Consider the following 26,327-nt stretch of genomic DNA (forward strand, 5'->3'; position numbering starts at 1 on the left):
GTTGGAAAATCAAGGATTAGAGCAGCAGCTGTCCAGCGCGCGCCAGCGCCTGACTGCCGGAACGGGCAGGATTATCATAATTGTAAATATCTGTGCGGAACTGCGGTTTGCCGTCATCAGCAACCCAGGCGGTCAGATAGTACAAATTCACCGGAATACGGTGTCGAATCGGCACGTAGCGCGTATCGCCCTGTTTTAACTGGTCAGAAATACGCGAATCATTCCAGCCGGCATCCTGCAGCAGCACGCCTGCCAGCTCTGACGCTTTATTGACGCGCACGCAGCCTGAGCTCAGCGCGCGGATATCGCGCTGAAACAGGGCGTGATTGGGCGTGTCATGTAGATAGATAGCGTCCGAACTCGGCATGTTGAACTTATAGCGGCCCAGCGAATTGGTGTTGCCCGGTGCCTGACGCAGGCGATAGGGGAACGACGAAGCGGAGACCATGCTCCAGTCAATCATGCTGGGATCGATCACCTCTGCGTCCGCGCTCCAGCCGGAAAGCAGCGTATAGCCGTGCTTGTAGAGATAGGTCGGATCCTGCTTCACCTTGGGAATAATATCCTGACGCACCAGCGTTGTTGGCACGTTCCACGGTGGATTGAGCACCACGTTATTCAGCGCGCTACGCATCAGCGGCGTTTTGCGATCGGGGCGGCCAACAATTACGCGCGACGACAGGATCTTGTTGCCGTTGTTGTAGTAGGTCAGCGAAAAGTTAGGGATATTAACCATGATGCCGTTGTGCATATCGTCCGGCAGCAGGCGTAAACGCTGAATATTCAGCGCCAGCAGCGCGGCACGCATCTGCGGCGTGACGTTGAGCCATTCGCGGGTGCGTGGACCGACCGCGCCGTCGCCGCCTAATCCCTGCCACTGCTGGAAGCGTTTAACGCCCTCCACCAGCGCGGCGTCATAGACATTGTCGCTGACCGCATCGGCGGCGTCGTTCTGCACGTTCCCTGCCTGCTGCGGCGTCTGCGCGGCGAGATCGCTAACGCTGGCCGCTGACGGGCTCACCGCCGCGGGCTGGCCGCTCTGGCTCGCCGGAACCGGCGCGGTCGGCACTGCGTCGTCAGCAGGGCCCGGCGCGACAGGCTGCGCGGAAAGCATGCCGGTGCGCTGTAAAATTTCGCGCAGCGCTGGAACGTCGTCGCTCACCTGACCCGGACGCAGCGTTTCACGGTTTTTCAGCTGCGGCCAGGGACGCGAATCGGTGAGCATCTGCTTCAGCGCGGCGTGCATGGGCGCATATTGCGGGTGCTGCGGCACCAGCGAGGCGACAAAGGCAGCGGAGCCTCCCGCCAGCACAGCGTTTTGCCACTGATTCACGACCGATACCGACGGCTGCGCCAGCTTGTAAGGCACGTTGCTGTAGAGCCAGTTTTCGCCCTGGGTCGGCACGCTGGAGACGAACTGCAGATAGCCCAGCATCGCGTCGCTAAGCACCACGTCGCGCGCGAAGCCGCTAATGCCGGGATCGGTGAGCCGATCGACCCAGCGCGTAAACTGCGGCTGCACGCCCGACAGGGCGACCTCTGCCAGCTGCTGCTGGAACTGCTGCACCGCCGCGCGATCCTGCCACATCGGCTGCATATTGTGCGCCGCATAGAGCGTCGCCAGAGAGGCTAAATAGAACGGCGGCTCTTTACCGGCGAATGCCTGACGCAGGCGCTGTTGGCTGTCACTGACTGAAATGGCGGTGTGCGTAGTACCGGGCAAAGCTGCAATAACGGCCGCATGCGTCAGATGCAGCGGCGTTAAGGCCAGCGCAAGCGCCAGCAGTGAAAAAACATAATTGTTGGTTTTATTGGTCAGCAACATCCCTGCCCCCTCATTTGTTTACCACGCAGCGTTTCCTGGATACGCTGCAACTGGGCTGCTACTCATGACCTGAGTATACAAATAAAAAACGGCATTTGCCTCACAGGACAAATGCCGTTTACAGATTACTCAATGCGGTAATTATTGACCAGATTAAACCTGCGAGTTTTCCGCTTCCACCCCGGCCGACGCTTCGCTTTCGCGGCGCGGCGCTGGCGCGTCGGCAGAGAAGCCGCGCAGTCCGACGACGTGCACATGTTCCGTATTATTGAACACCTTACGGACCAGCTTATATGTCGTGCCTTTTTCCGGGCTGATGTTTTCCGGCGCCGCGATCACCAGCTGCATCTCCAGACGCTCGCAGAGTTCAAACAGCGTGGCGATAGAGCGCGCATCCAGACGTGCCGCTTCATCGAGGAACAGCAGGCGGCAAGGAGAGATATCTTTGCCGCGCAGACGGCGCGACTCCTCTTCCCAGCTCTGCACCACCATCACCAGGATCGACATGCCGGTGCCGATCGCCTCGCCGGTCGACAGCGCCCCACTCTCGGCGCGCAGCCAGCCGTCGGAGCCGCGGTTGACCTCGACTTCCATCTCCAGATAGTTGCGGTAGTCGAGCAGCTCTTCGCCGATGGTCTGCGGCGTGCGCTGACCCATATCGATGTGTGGATTGAGGCGCTGATAGAGCTTCGCCAGCGCTTCGGAGAAGGTGAGACGGCTGCTGTTGAAGAGATCCTGATGCTGCTCATGCTCTTCCGACAGCGTATCAAGCAGCGTGGCGTGAGCTTCGCGCACGTTGACGTTAAGGCGCACGCTGCGCACCTGGCCGAAGCTCACCATCTGCAGTCCCTGGTTGAGCTGACGGATACGGTTCTGCTCGCGCTGTATGGTTTTACGGATAATATTCGACACGCTGCGCGAACTGATCGCCAGCGTCTGCTCGCGCGCCGTCAGCTCTTCGGTCAATCGGTTCAGTTCGATCTCCATCTGCTCGATCGCCTCGACCGGATCGTCGGTGCGGATAATATCCTGGCGGATACGCTCGCGCAGATGCTGATAGACAGCGATAAAGAACTGGATTTTGCGCTCTGGACGCTTCGGATCTTCCGACAGTCGCAGCACGTCGCGCAGATGCTCGTTATCCGCTACCGCCAGGCGCAGCGCGCCCAGCGCCTTATCCGACATCGAACGCAGCTCGTCGCCGCTCAGGTAGGCCAGCTCGCGACGGTGCAGACGACGCTCGACGCCGTTCTCTTTTACCAGCCGCAGCACGCTGCACCAGCCCGCTTTGGCGCTCACCACCTGCTCGCGAATGCGGTGGTAGTCGCGCTCCAGCACCCGCAGCCGTTTCTGCAGGTTCTCCATTTCCGCTTCACAGAAGGTGAGCTGTTTTTCCAGCTGATTACGACGGGCGCGATTGTGGCTCAGCGCGGCGTAGAGCTCGTCGCGGCGAATGCGCGCGCGCTCTTCCGCGCTGGCGTCGGCGCGCACGCCAGTCTCCTGCATCTCCTGCAGCAGCTCTTTCAGCATGTCGCGTTTGGTGTCGTGCGAGCTCTTCAGGGAGGCGAGCACCTGACTGTACTGCGCCATCTGCGTTCGCTGCTCGCGCAGGCGTTCGCGCGCGCGGCTGCGCTCGCCTTCCGCCTGCTCCAGCTGGCGACGCAGCTTATCGCTGAGGTCGTTGTTGCCGTTCAGCATGCCGGCGGAGTCGCCGTAGCTAAAGTGGGCGCGGCGCTGCACCACTTCCGTCAGAGCGAACGCCTGCTGACGCGCGACGCGCTGCTGCTGCTGCGCCTGCTGATAGTCCGCCTGCAGCTGTTCATGCTGCTCGGGATCGCTCTGCAACACGCCGATCAGCGACTCGAGCTTCGTCAGCTTCGCGCCGTGCTGATGCAGGAAGCGCGCCGCCTCCTGCGCCTCTTCGACCTGCTCGCGGATTTCATCGCAGCGATCGGCCAGCGTATCGTCCAGCAGAAGATTAACGCGCGGCAGCAGGCGGTTTAGCTGCGCTACCCCCTCTTTCGCCAGCTCGTACTGCTGGCGCTGCTGCTGATTGTCGCTTTCGTGCTGCGCCAGCGCGCGCTCCAGCTCGGTGCGACGGGCGTTGAACTGGCGGATCTGCGCTTCGGGATCTTCCTCGAAGGCGACCGCCAGATGCGTGCCGATAAAGCGGCTGAACGACTGATGCAGCCGCTGCGTTTTCTGCACGTCGAACGAGAGCGTGGCGTAGCGTTCCGCCAGGCGATCGCGCTCAATGTGCAGCTGCTCCAGCTGACTCTCACGCGCGGCGCGGCCAAACAGCGGCACTTTTGGAAAGCGGGAATAGCGCCACTGACGCTCCGCCACCTTCACCACCACCGCGTTCTGCAGCTCCTCCACGGCGAAGACGCTGTCGTCGAATGACTGCGGATCGCCCTCAATCAGATAGAGATCTTCCGGGCACTCTTCCAGGCCATCGAGCTGCTCGCGCACCAGCGTCAGGTCCGGCACCACGATAGCGTGGCGCGACGGGCCGTAGAGCGCCGAGAAGTAAGGCGCATCCTCCAGCGTGACGTCGTCGTAGATTTCAGAGAGCAGCACGCCGCCGAAGCGTTCCGCCAGCTGCGTCAGGCGCGCATCTTCTGCGCCGCCAGGCTGGCTGAGGCGTTCGATTTTACGCTCCACGCTGCGCTTGCGCGCGGCGACCTCGTCGCGCTCCACCGTAGTTTCGCGCTCGCGTTCCAGCAGCTGCTGCATGTATTCGGTGATCTGCTGGCTGTTTTCCAGCGCCTCGCCGGTCTGCTCGCTGAGCTGCGTCAGGATCTCCTGCGCCGCCAGCCAGAGCGGCGCGCGTGAGGTCAGGGTCGCGATGCGCTCGCGCAGCGACTCCAGCTCCTGGCGCATCACCATGCGGCGTTCGCCGGCATCGGAGACGCTGGCGTTGAGCTGCTCGATCTGCGCTTCCAGCTCGCTATGCAGCCCGTCTAGCGCGTCGGCGTCATAGTGCGCGCCCTGCCGTTTGCAGAACTCTGCCAACAGGCGTTCCGCCTCATGCTGCTCGCGCAGACGCTGCTCCATCTCATTCAGGCGCAGGCGCAGCGAGGAGAGCTGCTCGGCGTAGTGACGCTGATTGGCGGCGTCGCGCAGCAGCTCGCGGCCGGTTTGCCAGGCCTCCTGGCGCGGCACCTCGCCAGCGATGCTGGTCACCAGCGCCAGCGCCTGCTCAAACTGGCTGTGCGCCGCTTCCGCCACGCTCAGCTTCTGTTCCAGACGCAGCAGGGTATCTGTCGCTTCCTCTTCGGTCGCCTGGAAGCGCGCCTGCCACTCATCGGCGTTGTCGATGGTGAGATCGGGCAGCTGGCACAGCGTCTTCGCACGCTCCAGCGCCTGCAGCGCCTGCTGATACTGAATCGCTCGGGTCTGCTGAACATCGAGCGCCTGCTGGAAATCGGCCAGCTGGTTTTTCAGCTCGTCGACCTCCAGCTCCGCCGCTTCGGCGCGCGCCTCGTTCTCTTCCTGCGCTTCGCGCGCTTCCGCTACCACTTCGTTCTGCTCTTCCAGACGGTGCGTCAGCTCGTCGAGGTCAGCTTCGTAGCGCGCAATCTTTTCCTGCTGGCGCATCGCGGTCTGCACCAGATTGAGGTGATCGCTGGCGGCCTGATAGTCCGCTTCCAGATCGTTCTCCGCCCCGCCATGCTCGGCGAGTTCGCGCGCCATCTCAATATGGCGATACTGCTCCGTGGCCAGCTGTTTGCGGCTGGAGAGGAGGTCGCGACGCAGCTGCAGCGCGCCGTCAAGATGAATGCGTCGCTCGTTGGCGTGACGCATATAGTCCGCCGAGACGTAGCTGGTGGCTTCGGAGATCAGGTGCTTAAACAGGTCGCGATCGGACTGCGTCACGCGGATCGCCTCCAGCGTCATGCGGTTTTCGCGCAGCGCCGCTTCCATATCCTGAAACGCTTTGCGCACGCCGCCGTTTTCCGGCAGCAGATAGTCGCGCAGCGAGCGGGTGATGGCGCTGGAGATGCCGCCGTAGAGCGATGCCTCGATCAGACGGTAGAATTTGCTGCGATCGCCAGCGGAGCGCAGGCGGCGCGGCACAATGCCGTGCTCAAACATCATCGCGTGGTAGTCGGTGACCGAGCTGAACTGGCGGAACTGCACGCCCTCCTGCGCTTCGACCCGATCTTTAACCTCGCTCAGCGGCAGCACGCGCGCCTGGCGGCTGTTCATAATCTCGGTCAGCATATCGGTCGGCTGGCTATCCATCGGCAGCCCGTGAATGCTGAACGGTTTGATATCGACCTTTTTATCGCGGCCAGCGACCTGCTGCAGACGCACGCCGGCGATAACGCGCTGGTGACGCGAGTTGATCACGTCGAGCACCGCGTAGCAGACGCCGGCGCGCAGCTTGCCGTGCAGGCCCTTATCGCGCGAGCCGCTGGTGGCGCCCGCCTCCGTGGTGTTGCGGAAGTGCAACAGCGTCAGATCCGGGATCAGCGCCGTCACGAAGGCGGCCATGGTGGTGGATTTGCCTGCGCCGTTGCCGCCCGACAGGGTGGTGACCAGTTCGTCGAGATCAAAAGTGCGGGCAAAAAAGCCGTTCCAGTTGATCAGGGTAAGCGAACGAAATTTTCCGCGTTCAATCATGCCTGTTCTTCCTCCGCGCTCTCACTCGCGTCGCTGTCAATATCATCCTGCTCGCTGGTCGCGCTCACGCTGTCGAGCGCCATCGCTTCGCCGTCGCGGATCAGGCGCAGCTGCGCCTCGCGCGGATCGTCGCCGCTGCGCACGTCGGCGCCGAAACGGAACACCGATTCAGTGATGCGGAATTTGCTGCTGTCGTTGCCCATAAACCACACCATGCCGAGTCGACGCAGTCGGCTCAGCGAGGCGCGCATCTTCTCCTGCAGCCTGGCGCGATCGAGATCGGAGCCGGTGGAGCGCTGGTTCACCAGCTTGAGCAGCTTGTTCTCGTCGGCCAGCGCCAGCAACTCGTCATACAGCTCCTGCTGGGTGAAGATGCCTTCGTTCGCCAGACGTTCCGGGCTGAGATAGAGATAGCAGAGCAGCTTGCCGACCATCATATCCAGCTCAGAGAGCACCGAGCGCGGGATCAGCGTGGTGGAGCGCGGACGCAGATAGAAAAAGCCCTCTGGCGCGCGAATTAATTCGACGTTATAGCGGGCGTAAAACTCTTCCAGAAAGGTCTGGTAGTCCATCAGAAAAGCGTGCTGGTCCAGCTCTTCGATGCCGATATGGCGACCGGCGCGCAGCTGGCTGTCGAGCGCGGGGAAAATCGGGTTCGCCAGTGCCTGCGCCAGCTTAAGCGGCATCACTTGTTCAATATTTGTCGATGACATGTGCCTGCACCTTGGCTCCGTAATCATTAATGGCCTGCCACTGCGCGGGCAGACCGGCTAAATCGGCTTCCGCCACGCCGAGACGCACCGCCTGATCGACGACGATACGCGCCAGGTCAAAGTGGCGCGCGCGCGGATACTGGGCTAAATAGTCGCGCATCACCGTGGCGAGGTTGAGCGGTTTCTGTTCAGATTTGTAGCTCAGCAGCGCCTCTTCAATCATCGCCGCCAGCTGTTCGCGGATCTCGTTGAACTCTTCATATTCCAGCTCGGCAGGCAGTTCGCCCATCACCTCGTCGTTGCGCAGCGTCAGATCCTCGTCGCGCATATCAAACAGGCGATCGGCGCTGGCGTAGGTCAGCACCCACGGCTGGTCGAAGTAGTTCTGCACCGACTGGCGCAAGCGCTGCGCAAAGACGCGGTTCTTGTCCAGATCAATGGCGGTGCGAATGAATTTGTGGACGTGGCGGTCGTAGCCGATCCACAGGTCGATCGCCTGCTGACCCCAGCTGATAATGCGGTCCAGCTTGTTTTGCAGGTCGAACACCAGCTTATCGACAAAGCCAAGATCGGGGCTGCTGAGCGTGGCGTCCTGGATACGCAGCAGATTGGCCTGCAGCTTATCGCCTGCCGCCTCCAGCGTATCCTGCAGCTCGCGCAGCGTGCCGGAGGTCTCCGACAGCAGCATTTCGCAACTGGAGATCGCGGCGCGCCAGTCTTTGTTCAGCAGATCGGCGATATCGTTCTTGACCGCCTGCTGCTGTTCATCCATCAGGCGCTGCGTCATATCGATGCTGTCGAAGATCTCCGCCACGGAATATTTCAGCGGCGCGAAGACGTTGCGATGCCAGTGGAACTCGTCGCCATCCTCTTCCGCCGCATCGGCGGCGCGCTTTAGCTCGCCCGCCACAATCGACAGCTGCATCGAGAGGCGCAGCGTCGAGAATTCGCGCTGGCGGATGTAGTAGTCGGTGATGCCGATCGCCAGCGGCGTCAGACGATAAATAGCATGTCCTTCCGTCATCTCGCTGGTGAAGCGGTTGATCAGGCGCTGGCGCACCATATCGTTGATGGCGTTGTTAGCGCGCACCACGACGGTTTCATGGGTTTGCTCAAAGGCTTTGCTGACGTGCTGAAAAGCGTCGATCAGCTCGCCCTCACTCATTTCGCCATCCATTCGCTCGCCGTTCAGGGTGGCGATGGCCAGCAAAAAAGCCAGACGATCGACCGGCAGCGCAAGGGAAAAGTCATTCTTGCGCGCCCAGCTGACCAGCTCGGGTACCGTCTGGGAAAATTCACTCATAGTTCGTCCTTCTGCCCTGGTTTACGCGCGGTCACGTGGATGTAGCGTCCCAGGCTTAAAAAGGGTTCCTGGCGACAGTAGCGTCGCTCCATCTCAAGAATGCTCGCGTCGCCTCCGCCGTCCGCCGGCGGGGCTTTCATATAGTCGCTGAAGACGCGCACGCCCGTGCGCTGCTCGATCTCAAAGCCGCACGCGGCGAGCCAGCGGTAGACATCTTCCGGATCGCGCGGGTAATCCGGCGACAGGGAGCGCTTCTTCTGCTTCGCCATATTGACGCGCAGATAGCCAAAGTTCCCCAGCGTCAGGTTGCGAAATACCAGGCTGTGGCGGTTAAAAAACATCAGCGACATCACGCCGCCGGGCCGCAGCGCGTCAAACAGCGCCTGCAGCGCTTTTTCAGGCTCTGCGACCCACTCAAGCACAGCGTGAAACAATACCAGATCCACCGGCGTATCCAAATGCTCGCCCACCTGCTGCACGGCGATTTGTCTGAATTGCATGTTGTGGCTCACCTGCTGCGCCTCGGCATGCTGCTGCGCCCGGCGCAGCATCTCCGCCGAGAGATCGCACAGCAGGATCTGATGGCCGCGCTGCGCCAGCCCGCTGGAGATTTGCCCCAGCCCGCCGCCGGCATCCAGCACGCGCAGCGGCGCCGCGCCGAGCGTCGGCAGAATCGCCTCAAGCTCGTCCCAGAGGATCGCCTGACGCACGATCCCTTTGGTGGTGCCGTAAATGTTTTGCGAAAATTTTTCCGCGAGATCGTCGAAGTTACGATCCTGCATGGCGTGGGCTCCGGTATGCTGCGCTCAGACTTGTGCTATTTTGTCACAGGCTCATGAAGAATGAACCTTTCATCCCCTTCTTCCTTTCCAGCTGCTGTTTTTTCGGACAACAAGGAGTTTTTTTGATGTTTTTTGGGCTGAAAAAACTGGTGGGCGGTCTGTTGATGCCTTTACCGCTGCTGCTGCTGATGATGGCAGCAAGTATTTTACTGCTTTGGTTTAGTCGCTGGCATAAAAGCGGCAAAATTTTAGTCTCGCTGAGCTGGGCGCTGCTCCTGCTGCTGAGCCTGCAGCCGGTCGCCGATCGCCTGCTGCTGCCGCTGGAGTCACGATACTCTACCTGGAACGGCAGCGAGAAGGTCGATTTTATCGTAGTGCTGGGCGGTGGCTATACCTTTAACCCCGACTGGGCACCCAGCTCGAACCTGATCGGCAACAGTCTGCCGCGCGTCGCCGAAGGCGTGCGCCAGTGGCGGCGCAACCCGCAGGCGACGATGATCTTCACCGGCGCCGCTGCCGGGCAGAATCCTGTCAGCAATGCGCAGGTCGCCGCCTCGGTCGCGCTGAGCCTGGGCGTGCCGCCGGATCGTATTCAGGTACTGGATCGGCCAAAAGATACCGAGCAGGAGGCGCGTGCGGTGCGCGGCGTCGTTGGTCAGCACTCCCTCCTGCTGGTTACCTCCGCCAATCATATGGCGCGCGCCCTGAATTTCTTTCACGACGCCGGCTTAACGCCGCTTGCCGCGCCCGCCAATCAGCTGGCGATCGTTTCGCCGCTCAACTGGTGGGAGCGCGCAATTCCTTCGCCGCTCTGGCTGAGCCACAGCGATCGGGTCGTCTATGAAACGCTGGGACAGGCGTGGCAGTGGCTGAAAGGCGGCGACGCGCCCTCAGCCGAGCCAGGGCAGTAGCTGCGCATGGGCGTAATCGAAGCGCGCCCGGTCGAATTCGCCGTACTGCACCAGCCCGTCGATGCAGTCCCAAAGCTGATAAAGCCAGCGCCGCCAGAGAAAGCCTTCGGAGACCGGCGCGCACTGGAGATAGCGCGTCATCAGCGCCTGCTCAGCCGGACTTTCGCCCAGCTGCATCAGCTCATATTCGCGCGGCCCCCACAAAATAGCGCCCGGCTGGGTCATCGCCAGCAGCTGATCGCTGCGCGCATTTTTGACGATGCTGGTCAGACGCAGATTGCCATGCAGCATTACACAGGGATCGTCGAAGTCGCGAAAGAGGTGCGCCAGCTGCTCGCGGCTGCGAAACAGCACCTGGCGATCGGCATGGGTGAACGCGGGCGGCTGCAGGTAGCTGAGCGTGGACCAGAGCACTTCGACGCGCTGATGAAACCAGGCAGGCCAGCTGTTTTGCTGGGTGCTGTCCACGGTGCCGACCAGACCATGTCCGCTGATGCGATGCCAGGCGAGCAGCCCTTCCACCACCTCTTCGCACAGCTGCTGCCAGCGCGCGCCGTCGCGGGTCGGCGCCTCGGCAGAGACGCCGTTCAGGCGCGCCATCAGCAGCATTTCATGCGCGGGTGGCTGCTGGCTCAGCACCAGACCATAGACCGCCGGCACGGCGATCAGCCCTTCATGGCCAAGCAGCGCCAGCTTTTTCGCCTCCAGCGCGGCGCGCCCCTGATGACGGAAATATTTCGCCACCAGCGGCATCGGCTTGTCCTGACGATCGTAGAGCGCATAGAGCCGCGTCGGCGGCTGTTCGCTGATGGTTTCGAGCCGGCCGATCGTCTCGCCCAGCACCAGCGAGAGTTCAGATTTGAGACTTTCCATGCATCCTCCTCAAGGAAAAGGTCACACCATCCTGGAGGCCTCAGCGGGCAAAAAAGCAGAAACAGATCAATAAAAGCGTCGGGGATAGCTCCCCGACACCGTCAGCCCTGCAGCGCGGCGCGCACGCGCGCCAGATCTTCCGGCGTATCCACGCCCGTACCCGGCACGGTTTCCGCGACGGCGACATGGATCTTTTCGCCGTACCAGAGCACGCGAAGCTGCTCGAGCAGTTCGATCCGCTCCAGCGGGCAAGGCGCCCAGGAGACATAGCGACGAATAAAGCCAGCGCGATAGGCGTAGATACCGATATGGCGCAGCAGCGTATCGCCGATCTCCTCGCGGGACGCAGCGTAACGCTCGCGATCCCAGGGAATGGTGGCGCGAGAGAAATAGAGCGCGTAGCCCTGCGCATCCATCACCACCTTCACCGCGTTAGGGTTAAATGCCTCTTCCGCGTCATGAATCGGCACCGCCAGCGTCGCCATGCCCGCCTGCGCGCCTGCCAGATTCGCCGCCACCTGGCGGACGATTTCCGGTGGGATCAGCGGCTCATCGCCCTGCACGTTGACGATAATCTCATCGTCGGCAAATCCGCAGGTTTCGATCACCTCCGCCAGCCGCTCCGTGCCTGACTGGTGGTCGGCGCGCGTCATGCAGACTTCGCCGCCCGCCGCTTCAACCGCCGTTTTCACGTCCGGATGATCGGTGGCGACAATCACACGGCTGGCGCCAGAGGCGCGCGCGCGCTCCATCACGTGAACGATCATCGGCTTTCCGGCGATATCGACCAGCGGTTTGCCGGGCAGGCGCGTCGAGGCGTAGCGCGCGGGAATAATCGCCGTGAAGCTCATGGATGAATCTCTTCCACGGCGAGCGTGCGCGCTTCGTTTTCCAGCAGCACCGGAATACCGTCGCGTACCGGAAAGGCGAGCGCGTCAGGTTTGCAGATTAGCTCCTGCTGGGCGTTGTTGTAGTAAAGCTTGCCGTTGCATACCGGGCAGGCAACGATTTCGAGTAAGCGGTGATCCATATGTCCTCCATTGCGGACCGATTGCATAAGGCGCTAAGGATACCATAGCGCAGGGTTTCAGCGTGCGCGGAAAGCGGCCGCGAAACTGCGGCGCAGACCGCAAAGCTCAGGAATCGAGCCTCCAGACGTCAGGCCAGTGCGCTCGCAGCGCGGCGGGCATCTGTTCAAACAGCACGCTCTCCGCATCCTGCCAGGCCGCAAAGCGTTCAATCGCCTGGCGAACATCCCTGACGAATGCGGCGGTGACGCGCGCGTCCGACTCCAGCCAAAAATTCTTGATCACCAGCTGCCGCGCCTGGCGCTGCATGCGGGCGTCCAGCCTGGCCTTGATCGCGCCGCGATGCAGCACCGGCAGGACGAAATAGCCATATTTGCGCTTCGCCTCTGGCGTATAGCATTCGAGGCGGTAGTCGAACTGGAACAGCGCCAGCGCGCGCCGCCGATCCCAGACTAGCGGATCGAAAGGCGACAGAATGGCGCTGTGCGTGGCGTTAAGCGGCGCGTCGAGCAGCGGCAGCAGATCGCGATGCAGCCACATCTCGCCGAGCCCAGCCACCTCGACCGGCGTAATCTCCCCCATCTGCTGCGCTTTTTCCAGGTAAGGCTTCAGCGCAACGCGTTTAAGACGGTAGTAATCCGGCAGCCAGGCTGCGCGAAAAATGCCCAGGCTGCGCGCGCTGTTGCGCAGCATTTCCTCCTGCGCCTCCGCTTCGCTGAGGGCGTGCAGCGCATCCTGCCACTCCGGCAGCACCCGCGCACGCAGATCGTAAACCCGCTGAAAATTGCGCCGCTCGCTGACCATCAGCTCGCCCGCGCTGAACAGATTTTCCAGATGTCGCTTGTGCGGCTTCCAGGCCCACCAGCCAGGTTTGTGGTCGGCGCCGCTGGCGAAATCGGCGGCGCGTACCGCTCCTTTTTCAGCAATATGCTGCAGCAGGTCAGCAATCTCCTGCTGATGCTCCTGCATCCACCGGGCGTTATATTTCCAGCCAAGACGCTCGGGTTCAAGCATGCGGTGGCGCAGCAGTCGATAATCTTCGCGGGGAATAAAGCAGGCTTCATGCGCCCAGTATTCAAACAGCTCCCCCTACGCCAGTGCCTCCTCCAGCCAGCGCGACGGGTAGCTGCCCAGGCGGCTGAACAGCACCAGATAGGGACTGCGCGCGACGACGTGGATGGTATCGATTTGCAGCAGCGACATGCGCCGCACCGCGGCGAGCAAATCCGCATAGCGTGCGCGTTTCGACGGCGCGCGCAGCAGACCCTGCGCCGCCAGATGAAGGTTTCGTGCCTGTTGAAGCGAAAGCGAAAGCGTGGTGTTCATTCCCTTCCTGCATTCGGCGAGAGGTTAGTCGGCGGCCCTGCCTGCGCGCTGCTGGACCAGACGTTCAATGTCGTCCAGTAGCGGCGCGACGGCGCTGCCGCTCAGCTCAGCTTCGACCGGCAGATACCACCAGTTGGGCTCGGCGAAGCGACGGCATTTCACCGCGTCTTTTTCGGTCATCAGCAGGGTCTGGCCTCGGGCAACTAAGCCAGCCAGTTCCGCCTGACTATAGGCATGATGATCGGCGAAGGCGATCTCAGCGATCGGCGTGACGCCATGCTGGTTAAGGGTAGCGAAAAAGCGCGGCGGATGCCCGATACCGGCCATCGCTACCACACTTTCCAGCGCGGCAAGCGGCGCGCGCTGCTGCGTTTGCAGGTTGACGGCATCGCCCGGCCGTAGCGACATCGCAATTTCACCCGCTTCCGCGCGGTCGCCATTAATAATAACGGCGTCCACCTGCTGCAGACGCGAAGCGCGCTCACGCATCGGCCCGGCGGGCAGCCACCAGCCGTTGCCGAAGCGGCGGACGCCGTCGACCACCACGATTTCGCAATCGCGCTGCAGCGCGTAGTGCTGAAGACCATCGTCGGTAATGATGAGATCGAGGGGCTGGCTGGCGAGCAGCGCTTCAACCGCGGCGCGACGCTTCGGCGCCACCGCGACCGGCGCGCCGGTGCGCTGGGCGATCAGCACCGGTTCGTCGCCCGCCTGCTCGGTGGGCGTATCGGCATTGACCAGCAGCGGGTAGCGATCCGCTTTGCCGCCGTAGCCGCGCGAAACCACGCCGACGCGAAGGCCGCGGCGCTGTAACGCCTGCACCAGCCAGATTGCGACCGGCGTTTTGCCGTTGCCGCCTGCGGTGAGATTGCCGACCACCACCACCGGAACCGGCGCGCGCCAGCTTTTACGCCAGCCGCGCTGATAGCTGAGACGAATCAGAGAGGAGACCGCGCCGTAGATCAGGCTAAGCGGCCACAGCAGCAGCCACAGCGGCGAGCGCCCACTCCAGATACGCTCGATCATTGTCCAAACTGCATCTTATGCAGCTGGGCGTAGGCGCCCCGCTGAGCCAGCAGATCGGCGTGGGTACCGCGCTCAACGATACGGCCATCTTCCACCACCACGATTTCATCGGCTTTTTCGATGGTCGACAGACGGTGAGCGATAACCAGCGAGGTGCGGTTTTTCTGCAGCTCGTCCAGCGCCGACTGGATGGCGCGCTCCGACTCGGTATCAAGCGCGGAGGTCGCTTCATCCAGGATCAGGATCGGACAGTCGCGCAGCAGCGCGCGCGCAATAGCGATACGCTGGCGCTGGCCGCCGGAGAGCAGCACTCCGTTTTCGCCAATCACCGTATCCAGCCCGTTATCCATCTTGTTTATGAAGTCCATTGCGTGCGCCATCGTCGCGGCGCGCTCGATTTCGGCGCGGCTATACTGCTCACTGCGCGCATAGGCGATATTGTTGGCGATAGTGTCGTTGAACAGGTGAACATTCTGCGAGACCAGCGCGACCTGATTGCGCAGCGAACGCAGCGTGTATTCACGCAGCTCGTGCCCGTCCAGCAGAATTTCGCCCTGCTGAATGTCGTAAAAGCGCGTCAGCAGACTGGCCAGCGTCGACTTGCCTGAGCCGGAGCGCCCTACCAGCGCCACGGTTTTGCCTTCCGGCAGCGCCAGGTTGATGTCGCGCAGCGCCGGCGTATCGCGGCCAGGATAAGTAAAGGTGACATTGCGGAACTCCACGTCGCCTTTGGCGCGCTCAATTTCGCGCGTGCCGGTGTCCACTTCCTGCTCGCTGTCGAGGATAGAGAAAAGCGTCTGGCACGCCGCCATACCGCGCTGGAACTGCGCGTTGACGTTAGTCAGGGATTTTAGCGGACGCATCAGCGCGATCATCGATGAGAAGACCACGGTGATGGTGCCTGCGGTCAGCGTATCCATCACGCTGGGAAAGCTGGCGGCATAAAGCACAAACGCCAGCGCCAGCGAGGCGATCAACTGGATCACCGGATCGGAGATGGATGAGGCTGATACCAGCTTCATGCCCTGCTGACGCATGCGGTTGCTGACGCGGGCGAAACGCTCCGACTCCACTTCCTGACCGCCGAAAATCAGCACTTCTTTGTGCCCTTTCAGCATCTGCTCGGCGCTGGTGGTGACCTGCCCCATGGTGTTCTGCATGGTTTTGCTAATGCTGCGAAAACGCTTAGAAACCGAGCGAATGGCCAGAGAGACAATTGGCGCCAGAACAATCAGGATGAGCGACAGCTGCCAGCTGTAGTAGAACATCATGATAAACAGGCCAATAATCGACGCTCCCTCGCGCACTACGGTAACCAGTGCGCCAGATGAGGAGGAGGCGACCTGCTCGGAATCGTAGGTAATACGCGACAGCAGCGTGCCGGTTGACTGCTGGTCGAAAAATGAGACCGGCATGCCCATCATATGGCTGAAGAGGCGACGACGCATATTCATTACGACATTGCCAGAAACCCAGGAGATGCAGTAGCTGGAAATATAGCTGGTAACGCCGCGAATCAGCATAAGTCCAATCACAGCCAGCGGCATCCAAATCAGCACCGACTTATCCGCTTTGCCAAACCCATCATCCAGTAAAGGCTTCAACAGGGAGAGCATGAGCGTGTCGCCCGCGGCGTTAAGTATCAGGGCCACAGCGGCCACGCATAAGCCCGCTTTATGGGGCGAGATCATCGGCCAGAGTCGACGAAATGTCTGCCACGTTGAGAGATCTTTATCTTGATGCATTATTTATTCACGCTGTTTGAAATAGCCGCTCATTCTACCTGGATTACCGTTTGACGCCAAACCACTGATGGTACCAGCGGGGCGAAATTTGCTTCCTCAGCGATGAAACGTTTAATTTCCCATCATTTATAGCAATGCTGATCTGCCCCAACTGCGCGGTGTCGTACCAGGCGAAGCCCGCACGGCGGTAGTTTTCCAGCACGCTGTTGACCGGCATGCGCCAGGCGTTGTAGCGTGCCATTGAGGCGATCGCGATACGTCCGCCGACGTTGCGCAGCAGCAGCGGCGTTGAGGAGGTACGGCTGCCGTGGTGGGGTACCTGGATGATATCGGCTCTGAGCCCCCTTTTTTCGAGTGCCACCAGCTGCCGCTCCGCGGGTGCCTCCAGATCGCCCATGAGCAGCAGCCGCGTGACGCCATCGTCAACGCGCAGCACGCAAGAGTCATTATTGTTACTGACCGCCGAGCGTGCTGGTGGCCACAGCGCTTCGATATTTAAGGCTCCCCACCGCCAGCGCACGCCGCGTGCGCAGGGCAAATGATCGGTCTCAAGCGTAGCGCTGCGTATCGGTACCTCGGGCCAGCGCCGTCTTATCGCCTGGAGGCCGCCGCTGTGATCGAGATGGCGATGGCTGAGCACCACTGTTTTGAGGCGCAACCCTTGTCGCGTTAGCCAGGGAATAATGTGCCGCGCGCCGGCGTTGCCGTTTTCCCACGCGGGACCGGTATCATAGAGCATCGCTTCCCTGCCCTGACGAATAACCACGCTCAGCCCCTGTCCGACATCCAGCATATCGATATGCCAGCCCGGCTCGTCGTGTGGCCAGCGCCAGACCAGCAGCGCCGCAATGACGGCGGCGCAGCTGACCGGCGCCGCGTAAAACAGCGCGCCGCGCCAGATAATCAGGCCGCCCCACAGCAGCAGCGCCAGCGTGCCGGCGTCATGGAATGCCCACCAGCCGTGCGGCAAAGCCTCTAGCGCCCTCATCAGCCAGATAACAGAGAAGTCAGCCAGTCGCCACAGTGTGGCGCAGACAGCACTGACCGGCGTCAATATCGCCAGCAAAATGAGGGGCACGCTGATAAACGTGATGACCGGTATGGCTAGCATATTTGCCGCCAGCGCCGAGAGGCTGATGCCTTCGAACAGCATGACCTGAAGCGGCGCCATCAGCAGCATCATGCCGAGCTGAAGGTGTAGCAGCTGAACCGGCAGCCAGCGCCAGCCGCGGCGGCAGCGCACCGGCAGGGGAAACCAGCGATACCAGGTGAGCAAAGTGGCAACGGCCAGCGCTGAAAGCCAGAAGCTCTCTGAAAGTACGTTAAGCGGATCGAACAGCAGTAGCCCACCGACGCACAGGCTCCAGACCTGCCAGCCGCTGAGCTGTACACCTCTAACGCGGAAAGCCCCCCACAGCGTCAGGCCAAACAGCGTCCGCTGAGCGGGCGCACCGCTGCCGGAGATCCAGGTATAGAGCGCTGCTGCCAGCCAGTTCATCAGCAAGGGAAACTGATAGCCGATAAGGCGCGCGGGCAGCGCCAGCTGAACCGCGCGCGCCATTAACCAGCCGCTGCTGGCGGCCAGCGCGATATGCATGCCTGAAATCGCCATCAGATGCGCCGTGCCGGTTTGCCGCAGTAGCTGACGCAGCGCGTCGCTCATTTCCGCCCGCTCCCCGAAGGCCAGCGCCTCGATAACGGCGCGCTGCTCCAGCGTGTTAATTGTCGGCAGGTCGCGCAGGATCAGCCGCCAGCGCCAGCTACAGGCCAGGGATTCAGGCTGCTGCTGCTGAATGCGCCCTCGCAGCCCCATGTGATTCGCCAGCGCAAAACGCTGCGCATCGAACTCGCCTTCATTAAGCTTAGCGTGTACGGGCCGCAGGCTGAGCTGCATCGACCAGCGCTGACCGGGACACCAGACCTGCTCGCTCTCTCCGAGCGACAGCCAGGCGAAACGCGGCGGAAACAGATAGCGCCCTTCTCGCTTTAGCAGCTGCACCTTAATTTGTCGTCTCTCTTGCTGAACCTCATCAATGCGCACGCTATAAGTGGCAGGCGCGGCGCTAGCGGTTTCTATCGCAGTGACGGCTGAGCGCGCAGCTCCCAGCATCCAGCTGCATAGCAGCAGCGCGATCGCCGCCATGCGCAGCCAGGCGGACGGCGACCACAGCAGCAGCATGCCTGTGCAGGCGAGCGCCGTGATGCCTGTTGCTGATGGAAGCTGGGGAAGAAACAGCAGCGGCAGCGCGGCAAGAGTGGCGATTCTGGCAATAAGCGTCGCTGTCATCTTGCTCTCGTCCCGGTTTAACACGCTGAGAGTATGCAGATAATGCGGCGCGCGGTCAGGCGCAGGCTGGCGCGCTTTAGCGCGGCGCTGCAAAAAAAGTGGGAGATTTCAGTACGAATACAGAGAGTGTCAGGCTGGCTCGCAAAGAAACGGCGGGCAAAAAAAAACGACATCCTGAGATGTCGTTTCTGCGTTCGATTACGGCTTAACCGTAAATGTTTGCACGGTCTCGCAGCTCTTTGCCCGGCTTAAAGTGGGGAACGTATTTACCTTCCAGTTCCACTTTGTCGCCCGTTTTCGGGTTACGGCCCGTACGCGGTGCGCGGTAATGCAAAGAAAAGCTGCCGAATCCCCGGATTTCAATGCGTTCGCCCTGGGCCAGCGTAGTGGCCATGTGCTCCAGCATCTCTTTTACAGCATCCTCAACGACTTTCGCCGGAATATGAGTCTGCTGGCCAGCAAGTCTTTCAATCAGTTCTGACTTGGTCATGTAACCTCCGGTTAATCCTTGTGGGAAAGGTATGACAGCTTGCTACCGTAACCGGGCAGATTTTCCTGCCCGGTCGCTTCGGGTCGATTACTCGCCTTTAGCTGCTTTGAACGCTTCAGCCATAGCATTGGAGAAATTGCTTTCTTCCTGCTTGTTGTTCACAGTCGCGATGGCATCTTTCTCGTCAGCTTCGTCTTTCGCACGGACAGACAGGCTAACAACGCGGTTTTTACGATCAACGCCGGTGAATTTAGCTTCAACATCGTCGCCAACATTCAGAACCAGAGTTGCGTCTTCAACGCGGTCACGTGAAGCTTCAGAAGCGCGCAGGTAACCTTCAACGCCGTCTGCCAGTTCAACTGTAGCACCTTTAGCGTCAACTGCCGTTACTTTACCAGTAACGATGGCGCCTTTCTTGTTTAGGGTGATGTAGTTGTTGAACGGATCTTCAGCCAGCTGTTTCACGCCCAGAGAGATGCGCTCACGCTCTGCGTCAACCTGCAGTACAACGGCAGCGATTTCGTCGCCTTTTTTGTACTCACGAACGGCTTCTTCGCCAGTCGCGTTCCAGGAGATGTCAGACAGGTGAACCAGGCCGTCGATGCCGCCGTCCAGGCCGATGAAGATACCGAAGTCAGTGATTGACTTGATTTTACCTTCAACGCGATCGCCCTTGTTGTGGGTCTCAGCAAACTGCTGCCACGGGTTGGCTTTGCACTGCTTCAGGCCCAGGGAGATACGACGACGCTCTTCGTCGATGTCCAGAACCATAACTTCAACCACGTCGCCCACGTTAACAACTTTAGACGGGTGGATGTTTTTGTTGGTCCAGTCCATTTCAGAAACGTGTACCAGGCCTTCAACGCCTTCTTCGATTTCCACGAAGCAGCCGTAATCAGTCAGGTTGGTTACACGACCGGTCAGGCGAGTGCCTTCCGGGTAGCGCTTAGCGATAGCCACCCACGGATCTTCGCCCAGCTGTTTCAGGCCCAGAGATACACGGGTACGCTCGCGGTCGAACTTCAGCACTTTAACAGTGATTTCGTCGCCCACGTTGACGATTTCGCTCGGATGCTTAACGCGTTTCCACGCCATGTCGGTGATGTGCAGCAGGCCGTCGACGCCGCCCAGATCAACGAATGCGCCGTAGTCAGTGAGGTTCTTAACGATACCTTTGACTTCCATGCCTTCCTGCAGGTTTTCCAGCAGCTGATCGCGCTCAGCGCTGTTTTCAGATTCGATAACTGCGCGGCGTGAAACCACGACGTTGTTACGCTTCTGATCGAGCTTGATTACTTTAAATTCAAGCTCTTTGCCTTCCAGGTGCAGCGTGTCGCGTACCGGACGCACGTCAACCAGTGAACCTGGCAGGAACGCACGAATACCGTTCAGCTCAACTGTGAAGCCACCTTTAACTTTGCCGTTGATAACACCGGTAACAGTTTCAGCGTCTTCGTAAGCTTTTTCCAGCGTGATCCAGGCTTCATGACGTTTAGCTTTCTCACGGGACAGCAGGGTTTCACCGAAGCCGTCTTCCACTGCATCCAGGGCAACGTCAACTTCGTCACCAACCTGAATTTCCAGTTCGCCGGCTGCGTTCTTGAACTGCTCTGCCGGAATGGCAGACTCAGATTTCAGACCCGCATCAACCAGAACGACGTCTTTGTCGATAGAGACAACAACGCCACGAACGATGGAACCCGGGCGGGTTTCGATTTCTTTCAGGGACTCTTCAAAGAGTTGAGCAAAAGATTCAGTCATATTGATAATCTTAGGATTCTTCAATTTAACGTCCACCTGACGTCATTGTCGGATGGGGTTGTTTCACATGCCCTGCGCGCTTTCCCTGGCACAGGGTTACTGCAATTCTGTTTGGCCGAAAAGATTAAATGCCCAGCGTTGTGCGGGCATATTCCAGCGCCTGATCAATGACTTGTTCGATGGACAACTGCGTTGAATCCAGAACCAGCGCATCGGCGGCGGGGACTAAAGGCGCAATGGCGCGGTTGCGATCGCGGTCATCACGTTCTTTTATCTCGGCTAAAAGGCGATCAAAGTTAACACTAAAGCCGCTTTCCTGCAACTGTAGCATACGGCGCTGGGCGCGCTCTTCCGGGCTGGCGTCGAGGAAAATTTTTACCGGCGCGTCAGGGAAAACCACCGTGCCCATATCGCGGCCGTCGGCGATTAAGCCAGGCTCGTCGCGAAAGGCGCGCTGACGGCGCAGCAGCGCTTCACGCACGCGGGGAAAAGCGGCGATGCGCGACGCGGTGTTGCTGACTTCCTGCGTGCGGATTTCGCCAGTGACCTCTTCGCCCTCCAGGATGACCCGCAGTTCGCCCTCTTGCGAGACAAAACGCACGTCCAGATGAGCCGCCAGCGGCACCAGCGCCTCTTCAGCTTCAATATCCACCTGATGGTGCAGCGCAGCCAGCGCCAGAACGCGATAGATAGCGCCGGAATCGAGAAGATGCCACTGCAGCGCCTCCGCCATCGCTTTGCACAACGTGCCTTTGCCTGCGCCACTGGGTCCATCGACAGTTATAACCGGGGCAGTTGCCGTCATTATTCTCTCCTGTTGCTGCGCGAAATAGTCCAGCCTTCAGGCTGTTCAGAACAGGAAGCATTATACGCGGCCCAGGCTAATGTCGTTACCTTTTAGCGGAGACATCGCTATAAATTGCAGCAGATTCAGAACATATCTTGGTCAGTAAGGCCAGAGGCAGTGAGATTGCCGGAAAGCCTCGCTCTCCGGCACGGTGAAAATCAGGCGTTCTGGCTGATTTTAGCCAGCTGCTGAAAATAGTCGGGGAAGGTTTTCGCCGTACAGCCGGGATCGAGAATAGTCACGGGCGTATCAGAGAGCGCCACCAGCGAGAAGCACATCGCCATGCGGTGATCGTTATAGGTGCCGATCTCCGCGTGACGCAGTTTTTCCGGCGGCGTGATGCGGATAAAATCATGCCCCTCTTCCACTTCCGCGCCGACTTTTCGCAGCTCGGTTGCCATCGCGGCCAGGCGATCGGTCTCTTTTACGCGCCAGTTATAGATATTGCGCAGCAGCGTCGGGCCTTTCGCGAACAGCGCCGCCGTGGCGATGGTCATCGCGGCGTCGGGAATATGGTTCATATCCATATCGATGCCGTTAAGCTCGCCGGCGGTACAGGCGATGTAGTCGCAGCCCCACTCAACGGTCGCGCCCATTTTTTCCAGCACGTCGGCGAAGCGGATATCGCCCTGCACGCTGTCGCGACCGATGCCGGTGACGCGCACGGTTCCGCCTTTAATAGCGGCGGCAGCCAGAAAATAGGAGGCGGAAGAGGCGTCGCCCTCCACCAGATAGTCGCCTGGCGACTGATACTGCTGCTGGCCTTTAATGATAAACCGCTGGTATTGCTGGTTTTCGACGTCGACGCCGAAGCAGCGCATCAGATGCAGCGTAATATCGATATAAGGTCTGGAAACCAGTTCGCCTTTAATGGCGATGCGGGTATCGCGCTCCGCCAGCGGCGCGGTCATCAGCAGCGCGGTCAGAAACTGGCTGGAGACGCTGCCGTCCACGCTGACGTCGCCGCCGGTAAAGCCGCCTTTCAGGCGCAGCGGCGGATAGTCGCTGTTCTCCAGATACTCAATCTGCGCGCCACCCTGACGCAGCGCGTCGACCAGATGTCCGATTGGACGCTCTTTCATGCGCGGTTCACCGGTCAGAATAACATCCTGCTCGCCGAGACAGAGCGCCGCCGCCAGCGGGCGCATCGCCGTGCCCGCATTGCCAAGAAAAAGCTCCAGCGGCTGAGAGGCGCGCAGCGCCCCCGCCTGCCCCACAACCTCGCACTGCGTGCGGTCGGCGGAGAGGGTAAAATCGACGCCCAACGCCTTAAGGGCGTTCAGCATATGTTTAACGTCATCGCTATCCAGCAGGTTCGTCAGACGCGTGGTGCCTTTCGCCAGCGCAGCCAGCAATAGTGCGCGGTTAGAAACGCTTTTTGAACCCGGCAGGTTAACGGTGCCGTCAACGCGTGCAATCGGTTGTAAAGTCAGGGAGTCCTGCATGTGAAACCAAATCTCCAGAAAAGGACAAAACCCCGCCGCGAGACGGGGTCTGAAGTCGGCGCAAGCGCCAACGCTACAGCTCAGGCTTAACCGTGGCGACGTGCAAAGTCGGCCATAAAGTCGGTCAGCGCTTTGACGCCTTCCAGCGGCATCGCATTGTAGATCGATGCGCGCATGCCGCCTACTACGCGGTGACCTTTCAGGGCATGCAGACCCGCGTTGAACGACTCTTCCAGGAAAAGCTTGTCCAGCGCAGCGTCCGCTAGCTGGAACGGCACGTTCATACGCGAACGGTTTTCCGCCGCGACGTCGTTGCGGTAAAACGGGTTGCTATCGATCAGACCGTAGAGCAGATCGGCTTTAGCCTGATTAATTTTGTCGATTTCGCTGACGCCGCCTTTCTCTTTCAGCCACTTAAACACCAGGCCAGAGAGATACCAGGCGAAGGTGGGCGGCGTATTGAACATAGAGTCGTTCTCCGCCAGCACCTGATAGTCGAGAATAGAGGGAACGGACTGGCGGGCCTTGCCCAGCAGATCGTCGCGCACGATAACAATGGTCAACCCAGCCGGACCGATGTTCTTCTGCGCGCCGGCGTAGATCACGCCGTAGCGGTTGATGTCCAGCGGCCGCGACAGAATAGTAGAGGAGAGATCGGCGACGACGATTTTGTCGCCGAAGTCGGGCTGTTCGTCGATCGCGATACCGTCGATGGTTTCGTTCGGGCAGTAGTGCACGTAAGCGGCATCGCTGCTCAGCGCCCACTGGCTCATCGGCAGGATAGCGCGCTTGCCGTCACGGGTGGTTTTGACGTCCAGGGTACGCGGCGTGCAATATTTTTCCGCTTCCTTTATGGCGCTGTGCGCCCAGTAACCGCCCTCAACATAATCCGCTGTGGTCGCCTCGCCCAGCAGATTGCCCGGCACCGCAGCAAACTGCGCGCGCGCGCCGCCGTGGCAGAATAAAACTTTGTAATTAGCCGGGATTTTCAGAAGATCGCGCAAGTCCTGCTCCGCCTCTTCCGCTACTTTGAGAAACTCTTTGCTGCGATGGCTGATCTCCATAACGGAGGTCCCCAGACCGTGCCAGTTTGTCAGTTCTTGTTCTGCACGACGGAGCACTTCAACCGGCAGCATCGCTGGACCGGAACTAAAATTATAAATCTGCGTCATTTCCCCTCACCACGGTTATCCAGAACGGTTATGAATTGCTTACCGGTTTTATCACTGCCTTATGGCGCCTGCAATGATAAATCAGGAAGGGATCACATTTTCTGACTTTGTCGCGCCGCAGCTTATGTTACGAATGTAAGACAGCACGAAATTTTGTGAGGCAGCTCGCCCAGGGAGAAAAGTGAGACCTTTTGGTTCGCCGCTTTCAGGATAATGCCGGGGAGAAATTTATCTCGTCTTCATAGCGCCACGGCGGCAAAGTCCGTATCATTGCGCGCTTTACGCCCACTATATATGAGAGAGCGGTCCCATGACGCAAACCTTTATTCCCGGTAAAGACGCAGCACTGGAAGATTCCATCGCGCGCTTCCAGCAAAAGCTGACCGACCTTGGCTTTAATATTGAAGAAGCCTCCTGGCTTAATCCGGTTCCTCACGTCTGGTCCGTGCATATTCGCGACCGCGATTGTCCGCTCTGCTTTACCAACGGCAAAGGCGCCAGCAAGAAAGCCGCGCTGGCGTCGGCGCTGGGCGAATATTTCGAGCGTCTCTCGACTAACTACTTCTTTGCCGACTTCTGGCTGGGCAAATCGATCGCCAGCGGTGATTTCGTTCACTATCCGGACGAGAAATGGTTCCCAATCCCGGCAGATGGCTCACTGCCGGAAGGCATTCTGGATGCGCGCCTGCGCGCGTTTTACGATCCTGACGACGCGCTGACTGCGCCGGAGCTCGTGGATCTGCAGTCCGGCAACGCCGAGCGCGGCATCTGCGGTCTGCCGTTTACCCGTCAGTCAGACCAGCAGACCGTCTATATCCCGATGAACATTATCGGCAACCTGTACGTCTCTAACGGCATGTCGGCGGGCAATACCGCCAACGAAGCCCGCGTACAGGGTCTCTCCGAGGTGTTTGAACGCTATATCAAAAACCGCATTATCGCCGAAGCGATCAGCCTGCCGACGATTCCTGAGAGCGTGATGCAGCGCTATCCTGGCGTGGTGGAGGCAATTGCGCGCCTCGAAGCGGAAGGCTTCCCGATTTTTGCCTACGACGCCTCGCTGGGCGGCAAATATCCGGTGATTTGTGTGGTGCTGTTCAACCCGCAAAACGGCACCTGTTTCGCCTCTTTCGGCGCGCATCCCGATTTTGGCGTCGCCCTTGAGCGTACCGTTACCGAACTGCTGCAGGGCCGCAGCCTGAAAGACCTCGACGTCTTTACGCCGCCCACCTTCGACGATGAAGAAGTCGCCGAGCATGCCAACCTTGAGACGCACTTTATCGACTCCAGCGGTCTCATCTCCTGGGATCTCTTCAAAGAGAAAGCGGACTATCCCTTTGTCGACTGGTCGTTCAGCGGCACGACCCAGGAAGAATTCGCCACCCTGATGGCGATCTTCCGCGAGGAAGGGCAGGAAGTTTATATCGCGGATTACGATCATCTGGGCGTTTACGCCTGCCGCATTATCGTGCCAGGCATGTCCGATATTTATCCGGCGGAAGATCTGCTGCTGGCGAATAACAATATGGGCGCGGGCCTGCGCGACACGCTGCTGGCGCTGCCTGCCAGCAACTGGAATCCGGAGGAGTATCTCGACCTGATTGCCCAACTGGATGAGGAAGGTCATGACGACTTTACCCGCGTGCGCGAACTGCTGGGCCTGGCGAGCGGTAAGGATAACGGCTGGTATACGCTGCGCATCGGCGAGCTGAAGGCAATGCTGGCGCTGGCCGGTGGCGACCTGGATCAGGCGCTGATCTGGACCGAATGGACCATGGAGTTCAACGGTTCAATCTTTTCGCCAGAACGCGCCAACTACTACCGCTGTCTGCAAACCCTGCTGCTGCTGGCGATGGAAGATGAGCGCGATCCCCTGCAGTATCATCACGCCTTCACGCGCATGTACGGTGCAGAGACGCTGGAAGCGGCGTCAGCGGCCCTAAGCGGTGAAGCGCCCTTCTACGGTCTGCAGGCCGTCGACGAGGATCTCAAAGCTTTCCCGGCGCATCAGGCGCTGCTGCAGGCTTATGAAAAACTTCAGGCGGCAAAACGTCGTTTCTGGAAAAAGTAATTACCTGTTCAGCTGCAAAAGGCTGAATTGAATAGCCAGGGCGTCAATACCATTGACGCCTTTTTATTACGAGCGATATTAATCATTATTTCT

General features: G+C 60.1%; 18 protein-coding genes and 1 pseudogene. 2 read left to right on the top strand and 17 right to left on the bottom strand.

Translation table 11 applies throughout. The features are described from left to right. Positions 1 to 16 precede the first annotated feature (16 nt). From ldtD to cmoM, 5 genes are all read right to left on the bottom strand, one after another. Positions 17 to 1,822 carry a L,D-transpeptidase gene (gene ldtD / locus Q9R34_RS06475; RefSeq protein WP_485892854.1) on the bottom strand — a complete coding sequence of 602 codons (1,806 nt, stop codon included), beginning with the start codon at positions 1,820 to 1,822 and terminating at the stop codon, positions 17 to 19. Between the two features lie 156 nt (positions 1,823 to 1,978). Further along, positions 1,979 to 6,454, bottom strand: coding sequence for a chromosome partition protein MukB (mukB, locus tag Q9R34_RS06480; RefSeq protein ID WP_485892839.1), 4,476 nt, complete (start codon positions 6,452 to 6,454; stop codon positions 1,979 to 1,981). Further along, positions 6,451 to 7,167, bottom strand: a complete 717-nt coding sequence (gene mukE, locus Q9R34_RS06485; protein WP_434124535.1) for a chromosome partition protein MukE — start codon at positions 7,165 to 7,167, stop codon at positions 6,451 to 6,453. Before mukE ends, mukB begins: the two co-directional genes overlap by 4 nt. Continuing rightward, entirely contained in the window at positions 7,148 to 8,470 is a 1,323-nt protein-coding gene (gene mukF / locus Q9R34_RS06490; protein ID WP_434124534.1) for a chromosome partition protein MukF, read from the bottom strand. The genes mukE and mukF overlap by 20 nt, the downstream gene beginning before the upstream one ends. Beyond that, positions 8,467 to 9,252: a tRNA uridine 5-oxyacetic acid(34) methyltransferase CmoM gene (gene cmoM / locus Q9R34_RS06495; RefSeq protein WP_033751258.1), complete on the bottom strand. Its 786-nt coding sequence runs from the start codon at positions 9,250 to 9,252 to the stop codon at positions 8,467 to 8,469. Before cmoM ends, mukF begins: the two co-directional genes overlap by 4 nt. Before the next feature lie 125 nt (positions 9,253 to 9,377). Between cmoM and elyC the strand changes: the two genes are divergently transcribed. Next, positions 9,378 to 10,163: an envelope biogenesis factor ElyC gene (gene elyC / locus Q9R34_RS06500; protein WP_485892842.1), complete on the top strand. Its 786-nt coding sequence runs from the start codon at positions 9,378 to 9,380 to the stop codon at positions 10,161 to 10,163. Here elyC and Q9R34_RS06505 read toward each other — a convergent pair. The 12 genes and pseudogenes from Q9R34_RS06505 to serC form a co-directional block, all read right to left on the bottom strand. After that, the gene (locus Q9R34_RS06505; protein ID WP_485892843.1) at positions 10,143 to 11,036 is read right to left on the bottom strand and encodes a fructosamine kinase family protein; all 894 of its coding nucleotides are present in this window, start codon (positions 11,034 to 11,036) and stop codon (positions 10,143 to 10,145) included. The genes elyC and Q9R34_RS06505 overlap by 21 nt on opposite strands. 101 nt (positions 11,037 to 11,137) lie before the next feature. Beyond that, a complete protein-coding gene (kdsB, locus tag Q9R34_RS06510) occupies positions 11,138 to 11,887 on the bottom strand; it encodes a 3-deoxy-manno-octulosonate cytidylyltransferase (RefSeq protein WP_033751263.1) in 750 nt (249 codons plus the stop codon). After that, complete coding sequence (locus Q9R34_RS06515) at positions 11,884 to 12,066, bottom strand: Trm112 family protein (RefSeq protein WP_033751266.1); 183 nt, start codon at positions 12,064 to 12,066, stop codon at positions 11,884 to 11,886. The genes kdsB and Q9R34_RS06515 overlap by 4 nt, the downstream gene beginning before the upstream one ends. Positions 12,067 to 12,172: 106 nt before the next feature. Beyond that, positions 12,173 to 13,390: pseudogene (locus tag Q9R34_RS06520) on the bottom strand (winged helix-turn-helix domain-containing protein). A gap of 24 nt (positions 13,391 to 13,414) precedes the next feature. After that, positions 13,415 to 14,416, bottom strand: coding sequence for a tetraacyldisaccharide 4'-kinase (gene lpxK / locus Q9R34_RS06525; RefSeq protein WP_434124528.1), 1,002 nt, complete (start codon positions 14,414 to 14,416; stop codon positions 13,415 to 13,417). Beyond that, on the bottom strand, positions 14,413 to 16,161 hold the full coding sequence (gene msbA, locus Q9R34_RS06530) for a lipid A ABC transporter ATP-binding protein/permease MsbA (protein WP_485892844.1): 1,749 nt from the start codon (positions 16,159 to 16,161) through the stop codon (positions 14,413 to 14,415). Before msbA ends, lpxK begins: the two co-directional genes overlap by 4 nt. Before the next feature lie 43 nt (positions 16,162 to 16,204). Beyond that, on the bottom strand, positions 16,205 to 18,448 hold the full coding sequence (locus Q9R34_RS06535; RefSeq protein WP_485892845.1) for a DNA internalization-related competence protein ComEC/Rec2: 2,244 nt from the start codon (positions 18,446 to 18,448) through the stop codon (positions 16,205 to 16,207). A 205-nt stretch (positions 18,449 to 18,653) separates the two neighbouring features. After that, complete coding sequence (ihfB, locus tag Q9R34_RS06540) at positions 18,654 to 18,938, bottom strand: integration host factor subunit beta (protein ID WP_033751281.1); 285 nt, start codon at positions 18,936 to 18,938, stop codon at positions 18,654 to 18,656. An 87-nt stretch (positions 18,939 to 19,025) separates the two neighbouring features. After that, positions 19,026 to 20,699 carry a 30S ribosomal protein S1 gene (gene rpsA, locus Q9R34_RS06545; RefSeq protein WP_048784670.1) on the bottom strand — a complete coding sequence of 558 codons (1,674 nt, stop codon included), beginning with the start codon at positions 20,697 to 20,699 and terminating at the stop codon, positions 19,026 to 19,028. Positions 20,700 to 20,823: 124 nt separating this feature from the next. Then, positions 20,824 to 21,504 (bottom strand): (d)CMP kinase, encoded by a 681-nt coding sequence (gene cmk, locus Q9R34_RS06550; protein ID WP_434124524.1) that lies wholly within the window; start codon positions 21,502 to 21,504, stop codon positions 20,824 to 20,826. 200 nt (positions 21,505 to 21,704) lie between these two features. Further along, on the bottom strand, positions 21,705 to 22,991 hold the full coding sequence (gene aroA / locus Q9R34_RS06555) for a 3-phosphoshikimate 1-carboxyvinyltransferase (RefSeq protein WP_485892847.1): 1,287 nt from the start codon (positions 22,989 to 22,991) through the stop codon (positions 21,705 to 21,707). A gap of 86 nt (positions 22,992 to 23,077) precedes the next feature. After that, on the bottom strand, positions 23,078 to 24,163 hold the full coding sequence (gene serC, locus Q9R34_RS06560) for a 3-phosphoserine/phosphohydroxythreonine transaminase (RefSeq protein ID WP_485892849.1): 1,086 nt from the start codon (positions 24,161 to 24,163) through the stop codon (positions 23,078 to 23,080). Positions 24,164 to 24,473: 310 nt separating this feature from the next. Between serC and ycaO the strand changes: the two genes are divergently transcribed. Further along, positions 24,474 to 26,234 carry a 30S ribosomal protein S12 methylthiotransferase accessory factor YcaO gene (ycaO, locus tag Q9R34_RS06565; protein ID WP_485892850.1) on the top strand — a complete coding sequence of 587 codons (1,761 nt, stop codon included), beginning with the start codon at positions 24,474 to 24,476 and terminating at the stop codon, positions 26,232 to 26,234. Positions 26,235 to 26,327 lie beyond the last annotated feature (93 nt).

Origin of the sequence: Enterobacter sp. BRE11, assembly GCF_031844285.1 — a bacterium.
Taxonomy (GTDB): domain Bacteria; phylum Pseudomonadota; class Gammaproteobacteria; order Enterobacterales; family Enterobacteriaceae; genus Pantoea.